Source organism: Nonlabens arenilitoris (genome assembly GCF_002954765.1).
In the GTDB taxonomy this organism is placed as follows: Bacteria; Bacteroidota; Bacteroidia; order Flavobacteriales; family Flavobacteriaceae; genus Nonlabens; species Nonlabens arenilitoris.
In genome coordinates this window covers 1-13,320 of sequence record NZ_MTPW01000002.1, presented here as the reverse complement: position 1 = coordinate 13,320, position 13,320 = coordinate 1, and the positions used below count along the sequence as shown (strand labels likewise).

Here is a 13,320-nt window from a genome sequence, read left to right as displayed (position 1 = left end):
AAGATCTTCTGGTTCTGTCTCTTTAAATTTTAGTGAATTTGCTGGTGCAGGAACTGAAAAAGATAAAATCAATAAATTGAGAATATCGCTTAAAGAGATTAAAGAGTGCAATAACAATTTAAAAATCCAACTCAAAGCTGGTTTAAGCAACAAAGACCAATTGACAAAGCTGCAGGATGAAGCGGAACAAATTATCAGAATTCTAGTAGCTATTATAAATAAACGATAACCCTTTAAATTTAGATTTAAATTTAGATTTAAGTTTAATATCATTAGATATGAAACAACCAATAAAAGAACTAAATCCACAATTCCTAGAGTCCAAGGAAAACAAACAACACCTGATCGACTATCTTCTAGGTGTGGCAGATAATTATTTAATCTTAGGACAGCGTCTAGGCGAACTTTGTGGTCATGGACCTAATCTAGAGCCAGATATAGCATTGACTAATATTTCGCTAGATATGTTAGGGCAAGTGCGTAGTTTTTACCAATATATCGCACAGTTGAAAGGTGATAAAACCACTGAGGATGATATTGCTTTCTTAAGAAAAGAGCGTGAGTATAAGAATGTATTATTGGTGGAACAACCTAATACAGATTTTGGATACGTGATTGTACGTCAGTTTTTCTTTGATGTCTATAACAGAATGTTTTTAGGAGCTTTACAACAAAGTGCTGATGAAACGCTTAGAGCTCTTGCTTTTAAAGGAATCAAAGAAGCAAGTTATCATGAGCGTTTTTCAGGAGATTGGTTAAAACGATTAGGTGATGGTACTGAAGAAAGTCATCAGCGAGTGCAACAAGCAGTAAATGACCTTGGGTTTATACAGATGAGCTGTTTCACACCACTAAGGCAGATGATGCTATGATAGCTGCTGGTGTAGCGCCAGACATGTTGCAATTAAGAGAATATTACTATGAAAAAGTAGAAGATTTACTTACTACAGCGACATTAAAAATTCCAGAAGTAGAATACTTCCAAAAAGGTGGTAAAGAAGGATTACATAGCGAGCACATGGGTTATATCCTTGCAGATATGCAGTATATGCAGAGGACTTATCCAGATAGTAAGTGGTAATCTTTGAATTTGAATTTGAACTTGAATTCGAACTCGAATTTGAAGTAACTCGAAATTTTAAATTATTAAGATGTCTTATCAAGACTTAGCAGAAAGATTAGAGGATTTTGCGGCGGCAATTATTAAATTGTATATCAAAATGCCTACTTCTTATGCTGGTCAATATCTTGCTCAGCAAATTATTCGTTCTTCATGTTCATCGGCTCTCAATTATGGAGAAGCTCTAGGCGCAGGTACTTCTAAAGATCGAATCAATAAACTACGTATTTCTTTAAAGGAACTACGTGAAAGTTTGAGGAATTTAAACATTCAAAGGAAAGCAGATCTAATCAGCGTGGATGATTGTAAAGATCTGGTAAAAGAAAATGATGAATTAATAAGAATTATAGTAACTCTAATTAAAATTCAAATGAATAATTTATCAAATTTAAATTCGAGTTCAGATTCAAGTTCGAGTTCAACTTCTTCAAGTATGGCAGATCAAATATTCGAATCTTTACCAAAAGAGATTCTTGCCATTCTAGAAGAAGTTGCCGATCCTGAAATACCTGTATTAAACGTCGTAGATCTAGGTGTAATAAGAGAAGTTTTAGTTGAAGGAAAAGAAATCACCATAAAACTCACACCTACTTATAGCGGCTGTCCAGCGATGGATGTTATAGGCGATGATCTAGAGCGAGCATTTGCAGTTCACGGTTACACAACTCACATACAATTAATTATGAGTCCGCCGTGGACAACTGACTGGATTACCGAACGTGGTCGTAAAGCGCTAGAAGAATACGGTATTGCTGCACCACTAGAAGAAACTGCCGATAAAGATGTACTTCTTAACGATAAGAAACTGGTAAAATGTACCAATTGTGGCTCAAAGAATACGAAGCTGGTCAGTCAGTTTGGTTCTACAGCGTGTAAAGCAATGTTTCAATGTGAGGACTGTCTAGAGCCTTTTGATTACTTTAAGTGTTTGAAATAAGAACGCTTTCGCGAAAGCGTAACAACCACTATCTTTAAATAATTTTTAAAACTAAAATATCAGTCTGAGCTTGTCGAAGACGATATTTAATATACATCATTTAATGTCAGATTCTATCTTGCTACAAGTCAATAACGGCGTTGCAACCATAACTTTAAATAGACCACAAGTATTCAATTCCTTTAACCGCGAGATGGCATTTGCCTTGCAGGACGCACTCGATCAATGTGCTTCAAACGATGAAGTGAGAGCTGTGATGATTATAGGAGAAGGAAAAGCCTTTTGTGCCGGTCAGGACATTCAAGAAATCACAAATCCAGATTTGAATCCAGGTTTTAAAGCGATTCTAGACGATCATTATAATCCTATAGTTTTAAAAATTAGAAACCTTGAAAAACCAGTTGTTGCTGCAGTAAATGGAGTAGCCGCTGGTGCCGGAGCAAATATCGCCTTGTGTTGTGATGTGGTTATTGCTACAGAAGGTGCTGCATTCATTCAGGCATTTTCTAAAATCGGTCTGATTCCAGATAGTGCGGGAACCTTCTTTTTACCTAGACTCATCGGTTTTGGTAAAGCAAGTGCCGCGATGATGCTGGCTGATAAAATTACAGCACCAGAAGCTGACCAAATGGGAATGATCTATAAAGCCATTCCTGACGCAGATTTTATTGAAACAGCTCAAAAGACCGCTCAAAAACTAGCAGCATTACCTACAGTAGCGTTAGCTAATACTAAAAAAGCACTCAATCAATCATTTTACAATACGGTAGAAGAGCAACTAGTTCTAGAGTCAAAACTACAAATAGAAAGCGCATCCACAGAAGATTATGCTGAAGGTGTGTCGAGTTTTATGGAGAAACGTAAACCTGTTTTTAAAGGAAAATAGAACAGTTTTTATAATTTAAAATAATTTTTTAAGTACTCAAAGGCTTCTTCTATAGTTGCAAAAGTCTCAGATTCACTTACTAAATCTGGTATGATATCAATCGATTCTAATTTATCTTTAGGTTGTTCTTGTAAACCGGTAAGAACTACTCTTACACCACGTTTTTCTAAGTCTAGAACAGCATTTTCTAAAGCATACAAACCAGATTGATCTATGTATGGAACTCGATCTAGACGAATTATCAACGCTTTTACTTCTGGAGAAAGAGCTTTAATAGTTTCTTGAAAGTGTGACGTGAAACCGAAGAACAATGGTCCATAGAGGTGCTTTATATAAATTTGATCCTTAAAAGTATCATATAACTCTTGCTCGTCTTTCCAAGGTTGTTCACCGTCAAATCCTGCAAGAGTTCCTACTTCTAGTCCTTTTTCTCCTAGATCGCTTGCGCGTTTCATAAATAGTAAGGATGCCAGTATCACTCCGATTCCTACCGCTTGTATGAGACTACCAAATGTGGTCATCAACAGTACGATAATTAAAACCACTGCATCTGCACGCGGTACCGCAAGTAAATGCTTCAATCCTTTTGTATCTATAATTTTAAAACCGATAGGAATCAAAATTCCGGCAAGAACAGCTAGTGGAATATGCGCTGCAAGACCACTCAAACCTAGTAAAACTGCTGCAAGAAATAATCCATGTAACACACCTGACAAGCGTGTTTTTCCACCAGAATTTATATTTACTACTGTTCCTTTTGTAGCTCCAGCACCTGGAATACCACCAAATATCGCAGCAACCATGTTCCCTATTCCTTGACCTATTAATTCTCTATTGCTATTATGTTTTGTTTTAGTCATATTATCTGCAATGACTGATGTAAGCAAAGAGTCTATAGAACCTAAAACAGCTAGTACTAAGGCATATTCGGCCACAAGTGCATAGGCACTCGAGTCAATATCTAAAATTCCGTTTAATTTCAAAGAAGGTAATCCAGATGGGATATCGCCTATGATAGGCACTTGCCACGGTAAGAAATAAGCAACAACAGAAACAACTATCAACGCCACTAGTGCACTAGGTATTACTTTAGTAATTTTAGGAAATGTATAATAAATGAATACAGTTAACGATCCTAATACTAGTGCTTGCCAATTAAAGCCTTCTATTAATAACGGCATGTCACTTAGAACTTTCAATGTGTTTTTAGGGGATACCATTCCAAAAAGCGGGAATATTTGAAGTAATATAATGATTAAACCTACACCGCTCATAAAACCAGATACCACAGGATAAGGGAAGTATTTAATGTATCCAGCTATGTTGATAAAGCCAAAAAGCATTTGAATAATCCCACCAGTTAAAAACGTAAGTATGATTATAGGCATCGCGGCTTCTACGCTGCCGGTAAGTTCAATAGCTTTTACCACTAAAGCAGCAGATACTACCGTCATAGGTCCAGTAGGTCCACTGGCTTGAGTTGCAGTACCACCAAAGATAGCTGCAAAAATCCCAACTGCGATAGCACCATATAGTCCAGCAATAGCTCCTAAACCAGATTGAACACCAAATGCTAGTGCAAGCGGTAGTGCAACAACACCAGCGACTAGACCACCAGTGAGATCACCTTTTAAATTTTTAGTATCATAAAAAGAAGAAAGCATAGTACAATGTTTTTTAGTCGGCAAGTTATAAAAGTAACGTAATGCCTTGAGCTTATAAACAAATCTAGGTCCTATTGCCCAATAGTTCAAAATAATTTAATTGTAAGGGTAAATAATCAATGTGTTTATATTGTGTATCCGGTCAAGACTTATATTTTTATTAGATGACTTGACTAAGTAACTTATTATATTTGGTAAGTAAAAGAAACTAAGAATAGCCAAAAATTAATGGTGAATTATTAAATCTATGGATATCAATAAAGTAGGAGTCATAGGAGCAGGAACAATGGGAAGTGGAATTGCTCAAGTAGCTGCCACTGCTGGTTGTAAAGTAAAACTGTTTGATGTTAATCAGGCGCAACTAGATAAAGCACAAGCTGCTCTAGAAAAGATAATGAACCGACTTATCGAGAAAGGTAGAATAGATACTGCTGAGAAAAGTCGCATTCAATCTAATATCACTTATGTTAGTACGGTAAAGGATCTAGCTGACTCTGATCTAACTATCGAGGCGATTGTTGAGAATCTAGATATTAAGAAAAAGGTGTTTCAAGAACTAGAATCTCATGTGTCTGACAGCTGTATTATAGCTTCAAACACTTCTAGTCTAAGCATCGCTAGTATTGCAGCATCACTCGATAAACCAGAGCGTTGCATAGGAATTCACTTTTTTAATCCAGCGCCATTAATGAAGCTTGTTGAGGTAATTCCTGCCGTACAAACGGCTCAAAATGTTACAGATACTTGTGTGGCTACTATCGAGAATTGGAAAAAAGTAGTTGCCGTAGCAAAGGATACTCCAGGTTTCATAGTTAATCGTGTGGCGCGACCATTTTACAGTGAATCGTTGCGTATTTATGAAGAAGGAATGGCGAGTTTTGCCACAATAGACTATGCCTTGAAAGGACTTGGTTTTAAAATGGGACCTTTTGAATTGATGGATTATATAGGTCACGATGTGAATTATGTGGTGACCGAAACTGTTTTTGCTGCCTTCTATTTTGATCCTCGTTACAAGCCATCTTTAACTCAAAAACGATTGATGGAAGCTGGCTGGCTAGGTCGTAAATCAGGTAGAGGATTTTATGATTATGTAAATGTGGATAGTGAGCACGCTTTCGCGAAAGCGGACCCAGTAAAATCACCTGAACTCATAAAAGAAATTCAAGATCGTGTACTCGTTATGTTAATCAATGAGGCGGCAGATGCCTTATTTCTAAACATAGCAACGGCACAAGGAATAGATAGCGCGATGACCAAAGGCGTGAATTATCCAAAAGGATTACTCGCCTGGGCAAACGAAAAAGGAATAGAATGGTGTGTAAACGGACTGGACGCGATGTATGATTTGTACCGAGAAGATCGCTACAGATGCTCGCCGATTTTACGTAAAATGAATGCTGCTGGAACTAAATTCTCGCTGTAATGAGATATGTTGCTTTATTGCGTGGTGTTAATGTTAGTGGTAAGAATAAATTACCAATGGCACTTTTAAGAGAAGCTCTTAAAGCAACTCCATTTTGTGACGCGACCACTTATATACAATCTGGTAATATTGTTTTTAATGCCGATTTAGATATAACTACTTGTGAGCAGATTATTGCAGATTTATTGAAAGCAGAATTTGATTTAAATGTTCCTGTAATTGTGCGTGAACAATCTGCGATTAAAGATATACTAAAAGTAAACCCTTTTGAAACGAGAACTATTGAGAATTCTAAATTCATGAGTTTTGGCTTTTTCGATAAGATTCCAGTTACAGAAAAGATTGATGAGGTGATGTCATTCTCCACAGAAATCGAAACCTTTAAAATAGTAGATGATGTGATGTATTTCTATTGCGGAGTAGGTTTTGGCAAGACTAAAATGACTAATGCATGGTTTGAAAAGAAACTAGGTGTGACATCACCTCATCAATCTTTTCTGTAACTGGAATCTTATCGAAAAAGGCCAAAACTCATGAATTTAGAATTCTCAATAGTTCTCGTTTCAAAAGGGTTTACTTTTAGTATATCTTTAATCGCAGATTGTTCACGCACAATTACAGGAACATTTAAATCAAATTCTGCTTTCAATAAATCTGCAATAATCTGCTCACAAGTAGTTATATCTAAATCGGCATTAAAAACAATATTACCAGATTGTATATAAGTGGTCGCGTCACAAAATGGAGTTGCTTTAAGAGCTTCTCTAAAAGTGCCATTGGTAATTTATTCTTACCACTAACATTAACACCACGCAATAAAGCAACATATCTCATTACAGCGAGAATTTAGTTCCAGCAGCATTCATTTTACGTAAAATCGGCGAGCATCTGTAGCGATCTTCTCGGTACAAATCATACATCGCGTCCAGTCCGTTTACACACCATTCTATTCCTTTTTCGTTTGCCCAGGCGAGTAATCCTTTTGGATAATTCACGCCTTTGGTCATCGCGCTATCTATTCCTTGTGCCGTTGCTATGTTTAGAAATAAGGCATCTGCCGCCTCATTGATTAACATAACGAGTACACGATCTTGAATTTCTTTTATGAGTTCAGGTGATTTTACTGGGTCCGCTTTCGCGAAAGCGTGCTCACTATCCACATTTACATAATCATAAAATCCTCTACCTGATTTACGACCTAGCCAGCCAGCTTCCATCAATCGTTTTTGAGTTAAAGATGGCTTGTAACGAGGATCAAAATAGAAGGCAGCAAAAACAGTTTCGGTCACCACATAATTCACATCGTGACCTATATAATCCATCAATTCAAAAGGTCCCATTTTAAAACCAAGTCCTTTCAAGGCATAGTCTATTGTGGCAAAACTCGCCATTCCTTCTTCATAAATACGCAACGATTCACTGTAAAATGGTCGCGCCACACGATTAACTATGAAACCTGGAGTATCCTTTGCTACGGCAACTACTTTTTCCAATTCTCGATAGTAGCCACACAAGTATCTGTAACATTTTGAGCCGTTTGTACGGCAGGAATTACCTCAACAAGCTTCATTAATGGCGCTGGATTAAAAAAGTGAATTCCTATGCAACGCTCTGGTTTATCGAGTGATGCTGCAATACTAGCGATGCTTAGACTAGAAGTGTTTGAAGCTATAATACAGCTGTCAGACACATGAGATTCTAGTTCTTGAAACACCTTTTCTTAATATCTAGATTCTCAACAATCGCCTCGATAGTTAGATCAGAGTCAGCTAGATCCTTTACCGTACTAACATAAGTGATATTAGATTGAATGCGACTTTTCTCAGCAGTATCTATTCTACCTTTCTCGATAAGTCGGTTCATTATCTTTTCTAGAGCAGCTTGTGCTTTATCTAGTTGCGCCTGATTAACATCAAACAGTTTTACTTTACAACCAGCAGTGGCAGCTACTTGAGCAATTCCACTTCCCATTGTTCCTGCTCCTATGACTCCTACTTTATTGATATCCATAGATTTAATAATTCACCATTAATTTTTGGCTATTCTTAGTTTCTTTTACTTACCAAATATAATAAGTTACTTAGTCAAGTCATCTAATAAAAATATAAGTCTTGACCGGATACACAATATAAACACATTGATTATTTACCCTTACAATTAAATTATTTTGAACTATTGGGCAATAGGACCTAGATTTGTTTATAAGCTCAAGGCATTACGTTACTTTTATAACTTGCCGACTAAAAAACATTGTACTATGCTTTCTTCTTTTTATGATACTAAAAATTTAAAAGGTGATCTCACTGGTGGTCTAGTCGCTGGTGTTGTTGCACTACCGCTTGCACTAGCATTTGGTGTTCAATCTGGTTTAGGAGCTATTGCTGGACTATATGGTGCTATCGCAGTTGGGATTTTTGCAGCTATCTTTGGTGGTACTGCAACTCAAGCCAGTGGACCTACTGGACCTATGACGGTAGTATCTGCTGCTTTAGTGGTAAAAGCTATTGAACTTACCGGCAGCGTAGAAGCCGCGATGCCTATAATCATACTTACGTTTTTAACTGGTGGGATTATTCAAATGCTTTTTGGCTTTATCAACATAGCTGGATACATTAAATACTTCCCTTATCCTGTGGTATCTGGTTTTATGAGCGGTGTAGGTTTAATCATTATATTACTTCAAATATTCCCGCTTTTTGGAATGGTATCCCCTAAAAACACATTGAAAGTTCTAAGTGACATGCCGTTATTAATAGAAGGCTTTAATTGGCAAGCACTAGTATTAGGATCGTTAACTGTATTCATTTATTATACATTTCCTAAAATTACTAAAGTAATACCTAGTGCACTAGTGGCGTTGATAGTTGTTTCTGTTGTTGCTTATTTCTTACCGTGGCAAGTGCCTATCATAGGCGATATCCCATCTGGATTACCTTCTTTAAATTAAACGGAATTTTAGATATTGACTCGAGTGCCTATGCACTTGTGGCCGAATATGCCTTAGTACTAGCTGTTTTAGGTTCTATAGACTCTTTGCTTACATCAGTCATTGCAGATAATATGACTAAAACAAAACATAATAGCAATAGAGAATTAATAGGTCAAGGAATAGGGAACATGGTTGCTGCGATATTTGGTGGTATTCCAGGTGCTGGAGCTACAAAAGGAACAGTAGTAAATATAAATTCTGGTGGAAAAACACGCTTGTCAGGTGTGTTACATGGATTATTTCTTGCAGCAGTTTTACTAGGTTTGAGTGGTCTTGCAGCGCATATTCCACTAGCTGTTCTTGCCGGAATTTTGATTCCTATCGGTTTTAAAATTATAGATACAAAAGGATTGAAGCATTTACTTGCGGTACCGCGTGCAGATGCAGTGGTTTTAATTATCGTACTGTTGATGACCACATTTGGTAGTCTCATACAAGCGGTAGGAATCGGAGTGATACTGGCATCCTTACTATTTATGAAACGCGCAAGCGATCTAGGAGAAAAAGGACTAGAAGTAGGAACTCTTGCAGGATTTGACGGTGAACAACCTTGGAAAGACGAGCAAGAGTTATATGATACTTTTAAGGATCAAATTTATATAAAGCACCTCTATGGACCATTGTTCTTCGGTTTCACGTCACACTTTCAAGAAACTATTAAAGCTCTTTCTCCAGAAGTAAAAGCGTTGATAATTCGTCTAGATCGAGTTCCATACATAGATCAATCTGGTTTGTATGCTTTAGAAAATGCTGTTCTAGACTTAGAAAAACGTGGTGTAAGAGTAGTTCTTACCGGTTTACAAGAACAACCTAAAGATAAATTAGAATCGATTGATATCATACCAGATTTAGTAAGTGAATCTGAGACTTTTGCAACTATAGAAGAAGCCTTTGAGTACTTAAAAAATTATTTTAAATTATAAAAACTGTTCTATTTTCCTTTAAAAACAGGTTTACGTTTCTCCATAAAACTCGACACACCTTCAGCATAATCTTCTGTGGATGCGCTTTCTATTTGTAGTTTTGACTCTAGAACTAGTTGCTCTTCTACCGTATTGTAAAATGATTGATTGAGTGCTTTTTTAGTATTAGCTAACGCTACTGTAGGTAATGCTGCTAGTTTTTGAGCGGTCTTTTGAGCTGTTTCAATAAAATCTGCGTCAGGAATGGCTTTATAGATCATTCCCATTTGGTCAGCTTCTGGTGCTGTAATTTTATCAGCCAGCATCATCGCGGCACTTGCTTTACCAAAACCGATGAGTCTAGGTAAAAAGAAGGTTCCCGCACTATCTGGAATCAGACCGATTTTAGAAAATGCCTGAATGAATGCAGCACCTTCTGTAGCAATAACCACATCACAACACAAGGCGATATTTGCTCCGGCACCAGCGGCTACTCCATTTACTGCAGCAACAACTGGTTTTTCAAGGTTTCTAATTTTTAAAACTATAGGATTATAATGATCGTCTAGAATCGCTTTAAAACCTGGATTCAAATCTGGATTTGTGATTTCTTGAATGTCCTGACCGGCACAAAAGGCTTTTCCTTCTCCTATAATCATCACAGCTCTCACTTCATCGTTTGAAGCACATTGATCGAGTGCGTCCTGCAAGGCAAATGCCATCTCGCGGTTAAAGGAATTGAATACTTGTGGTCTATTTAAAGTTATGGTTGCAACGCCGTTATTGACTTGTAGCAAGATAGAATCTGACATTAAATGATGTATATTAAATATCGTCTTCGACAAGCTCAGACTGATATTTTAGTTTTAAAAATTTATTTAAAGATAGTGGTTGTTACGCTTTCGCGAAAGCGTTCTTATTTCAAACACTTAAAGTAATCAAAAGGCTCTAGACAGTCCTCACATTGAAACATTGCTTTACACGCTGTAGAACCAAACTGACTGACCAGCTTCGTATTCTTTGAGCCACAATTGGTACATTTTACCAGTTTCTTATCGTTAAGAAGTACATCTTTATCGGCAGTTTCTTCTAGTGGTGCAGCAATACCGTATTCTTCTAGCGCTTTACGACCACGTTCGGTAATCCAGTCAGTTGTCCACGGCGGACTCATAATTAATTGTATGTGAGTTGTGTAACCGTGAACTGCAAATGCTCGCTCTAGATCATCGCCTATAACATCCATCGCTGGACAGCCGCTATAAGTAGGTGTGAGTTTTATGGTGATTTCTTTTCCTTCAACTAAAACTTCTCTTATTACACCTAGATCTACGACGTTTAATACAGGTATTTCAGGATCGGCAACTTCTTCTAGAATGGCAAGAATCTCTTTTGGTAAAGATTCGAATATTTGATCTGCCATACTTGAAGAAGTTGAACTCGAACTTGAATCTGAACTCGAATTTAAATTTGATAAATTATTCATTTGAATTTTAATTAGAGTTACTATAATTCTTATTAATTCATCATTTTCTTTTACCAGATCTTTACAATCATCCACGCTGATTAGATCTGCTTTCCTTTGAATGTTTAAATTCCTCAAACTTTCACGTAGTTCCTTTAAAGAAATACGTAGTTTATTGATTCGATCTTTAGAAGTACCTGCGCCTAGAGCTTCTCCATAATTGAGAGCCGATGAACATGAAGAACGAATAATTTGCTGAGCAAGATATTGACCAGCATAAGAAGTAGGCATTTTGATATACAATTTAATAATTGCCGCCGCAAAATCCTCTAATCTTTCTGCTAAGTCTTGATAAGACATCTTAATAATTTAAAATTTCGAGTTACTTCAAATTCGAGTTCGAATTCAAGTTCAAATTCAAATTCAAAGATTACCACTTACTATCTGGATAAGTCCTCTGCATATACTGCATATCTGCAAGGATATAACCCATGTGCTCGCTATGTAATCCTTCTTTACCACCTTTTTGGAAGTATTCTACTTCTGGAATTTTTAATGTCGCTGTAGTAAGTAAATCTTCTACTTTTTCATAGTAATATTCTCTTAATTGCAACATGTCTGGCGCTACACCAGCAGCTATCATAGCATCATCTGCCTTAGTGGTGTGAAACAGCTCATCTGTATAAACCCAAAGGTCATTTACTGCTTGTTGCACTCGCTGATGACTTTCTTCAGTACCATCACCTAATCGTTTTAACCAATCTCCTGAAAAACGCTCATGATAACTTGCTTCTTTGATTCCTTTAAAAGCAAGAGCTCTAAGCGTTTCATCAGCACTTTGTTGTAAAGCTCCTAAAAACATTCTGTTATAGACATCAAAGAAAAACTGACGTACAATCACGTATCCAAAATCTGTATTAGGTTGTTCCACCAATAATACATTCTTATACTCACGCTCTTTTCTTAAGAAAGCAATATCATCCTCAGTGGTTTTATCACCTTTCAACTGTGCGATATATTGGTAAAAACTACGCACTTGCCCTAACATATCTAGCGAAATATTAGTCAATGCTATATCTGGCTCTAGATTAGGTCCATGACCACAAAGTTCGCCTAGACGCTGTCCTAAGATTAAATAATTATCTGCCACACCTAGAAGATAGTCGATCAGGTGTTGTTTGTTTTCCTTGGACTCTAGGAATTGTGGATTTAGTTCTTTTATTGGTTGTTCATATCTAATGATATTAAACTTAAATCTAAATTTAAATCTAAATTTAAGGGTTATCGTTTATTTATAATAGCTACTAGAATTCTGATAATTTGTTCCGCTTCATCCTGCAGCTTTGTCAATTGGTCTTTGTTGCTTAAACCAGCTTTGAGTTGGATTTTTAAATTGTTATTGCACTCTTTAATCTCTTTAAGCGATATTCTCAATTTATTGATTTTATCTTTTTCAGTTCCTGCACCAGCAAATTCACTAAAATTTAAAGAGACAGAACCAGAAGATCTTATGAGTTGCTCAGCATAGTATTTAGAAGCGTAAGTTTTAGCAGGCTTGTCAAAAACTACAATTACATCAGCAGCAAAATGATTAATCGATCTTCTAGATCATACGTTTACCCATTAATTTTAAATTTAAGTTTCAACTTAAGTTTAGATTTAAGAATTAAAACACATGTAAAAAGCTGTGCTTATTACATGTGTTTTAATTCTTCAGGTAATCATAAAAAGTAGGATGTCTATAGACTTTATCGCTAGCAGGTTCAAATAATTCGCCGCTGTCCTCTGGACTGCTAGCTGTTATATTTTTAGATTCTACTACCCAATACTTACACCTTCATTTCTACGAGTATACACGTCACGGAGCATTGTTTAATGCCATTTCAGCATCTTCGGCATGTAAGCTACCGCAATGCCTGTGTTCTAATCCGTTT

12 protein-coding genes and 6 pseudogenes are annotated in these 13,320 nt (G+C 36.6%); 9 read left to right on the top strand and 9 right to left on the bottom strand.

Features of this window, described 5'->3' with window-relative positions; genetic code table 11:
• The 5 genes and pseudogenes from BST92_RS14840 to BST92_RS14820 form a co-directional block, all read left to right on the top strand.
• Positions 1-229, top strand: a 229-nt coding sequence (locus BST92_RS14840; RefSeq protein ID WP_105072301.1) for a four helix bundle protein, incomplete at its 5' end; no start/stop codon positions are given.
• 49 nt (positions 230-278) lie between these two features.
• Positions 279-1,081 (top strand): annotated as a pseudogene (gene paaC / locus BST92_RS14835) (1,2-phenylacetyl-CoA epoxidase subunit PaaC).
• 70 nt (positions 1,082-1,151) lie between these two features.
• Positions 1,152-1,472 (top strand): annotated as a pseudogene (locus tag BST92_RS15385) (four helix bundle protein); the annotation flags it as partial.
• An 81-nt stretch (positions 1,473-1,553) separates the two neighbouring features.
• Positions 1,554-2,057 carry a 1,2-phenylacetyl-CoA epoxidase subunit PaaD gene (gene paaD, locus BST92_RS14825; RefSeq protein WP_105072236.1) on the top strand — a complete coding sequence of 168 codons (504 nt, stop codon included), beginning with the start codon at positions 1,554-1,556 and terminating at the stop codon, positions 2,055-2,057.
• Between the two features lie 103 nt (positions 2,058-2,160).
• On the top strand, positions 2,161-2,943 hold the full coding sequence (locus BST92_RS14820) for an enoyl-CoA hydratase-related protein (RefSeq protein ID WP_105071207.1): 783 nt from the start codon (positions 2,161-2,163) through the stop codon (positions 2,941-2,943).
• An 8-nt stretch (positions 2,944-2,951) separates the two neighbouring features.
• On the opposite strand, the gene BST92_RS14815 is transcribed toward BST92_RS14820, so the two are convergent.
• A complete protein-coding gene (locus tag BST92_RS14815; RefSeq protein ID WP_105071208.1) occupies positions 2,952-4,607 on the bottom strand; it encodes a SulP family inorganic anion transporter in 1,656 nt (551 codons plus the stop codon).
• Positions 4,608-4,854: 247 nt separating this feature from the next.
• On the opposite strand from BST92_RS14815, the gene BST92_RS14810 reads away from it, so the two are divergent.
• Both BST92_RS14810 and BST92_RS14805 read left to right on the top strand, forming a co-directional pair.
• On the top strand, positions 4,855-6,033 hold the full coding sequence (locus BST92_RS14810) for a 3-hydroxyacyl-CoA dehydrogenase NAD-binding domain-containing protein (RefSeq protein WP_105071209.1): 1,179 nt from the start codon (positions 4,855-4,857) through the stop codon (positions 6,031-6,033).
• On the top strand, positions 6,033-6,536 hold the full coding sequence (locus tag BST92_RS14805; protein WP_105072300.1) for a DUF1697 domain-containing protein: 504 nt from the start codon (positions 6,033-6,035) through the stop codon (positions 6,534-6,536). Before BST92_RS14810 ends, BST92_RS14805 begins: the two co-directional genes overlap by 1 nt.
• An 8-nt stretch (positions 6,537-6,544) precedes the next feature.
• Here BST92_RS14805 and BST92_RS15510 read toward each other — a convergent pair.
• Together BST92_RS15510 and BST92_RS14790 are read right to left on the bottom strand one after the other, a co-directional pair.
• Positions 6,545-6,867 (bottom strand): annotated as a pseudogene (locus tag BST92_RS15510) (DUF1697 domain-containing protein).
• Positions 6,867-8,043 (bottom strand): annotated as a pseudogene (locus BST92_RS14790) (3-hydroxyacyl-CoA dehydrogenase NAD-binding domain-containing protein). Before BST92_RS14790 ends, BST92_RS15510 begins: the two co-directional pseudogenes overlap by 1 nt.
• A gap of 247 nt (positions 8,044-8,290) precedes the next feature.
• Here BST92_RS14790 and BST92_RS15315 point away from each other — a divergent pair.
• Positions 8,291-8,980 (top strand): SulP family inorganic anion transporter, encoded by a 690-nt coding sequence (locus BST92_RS15315; protein WP_245911018.1) that lies wholly within the window; start codon positions 8,291-8,293, stop codon positions 8,978-8,980.
• The gene (locus BST92_RS15310; RefSeq protein WP_245911015.1) at positions 8,926-9,945 is read left to right on the top strand and encodes a SulP family inorganic anion transporter; all 1,020 of its coding nucleotides are present in this window, start codon (positions 8,926-8,928) and stop codon (positions 9,943-9,945) included. The genes BST92_RS15315 and BST92_RS15310 overlap by 55 nt, the downstream gene beginning before the upstream one ends.
• Positions 9,946-9,953: 8 nt before the next feature.
• On the opposite strand, the gene BST92_RS14780 is transcribed toward BST92_RS15310, so the two are convergent.
• From BST92_RS14780 to BST92_RS14755, 6 genes and pseudogenes are all read right to left on the bottom strand, one after another.
• Entirely contained in the window at positions 9,954-10,736 is a 783-nt protein-coding gene (locus BST92_RS14780; RefSeq protein ID WP_105071207.1) for an enoyl-CoA hydratase-related protein, read from the bottom strand.
• Between the two features lie 104 nt (positions 10,737-10,840).
• Entirely contained in the window at positions 10,841-11,344 is a 504-nt protein-coding gene (paaD, locus tag BST92_RS14775; RefSeq protein WP_105072236.1) for a 1,2-phenylacetyl-CoA epoxidase subunit PaaD, read from the bottom strand.
• An 81-nt stretch (positions 11,345-11,425) separates the two neighbouring features.
• Positions 11,426-11,746 (bottom strand): annotated as a pseudogene (locus BST92_RS15380) (four helix bundle protein); the annotation flags it as partial.
• Positions 11,747-11,816: 70 nt separating this feature from the next.
• The gene (paaC, locus tag BST92_RS14765) at positions 11,817-12,608 is read right to left on the bottom strand and encodes a 1,2-phenylacetyl-CoA epoxidase subunit PaaC (RefSeq protein WP_105072297.1); all 792 of its coding nucleotides are present in this window, start codon (positions 12,606-12,608) and stop codon (positions 11,817-11,819) included.
• Positions 12,609-12,667: 59 nt separating this feature from the next.
• A complete protein-coding gene (locus BST92_RS14760; RefSeq protein WP_245911020.1) occupies positions 12,668-12,958 on the bottom strand; it encodes a four helix bundle protein in 291 nt (96 codons plus the stop codon).
• Between the two features lie 133 nt (positions 12,959-13,091).
• Positions 13,092-13,268, bottom strand: a pseudogene (locus tag BST92_RS14755) (hypothetical protein).
• Positions 13,269-13,320 lie beyond the last annotated feature (52 nt).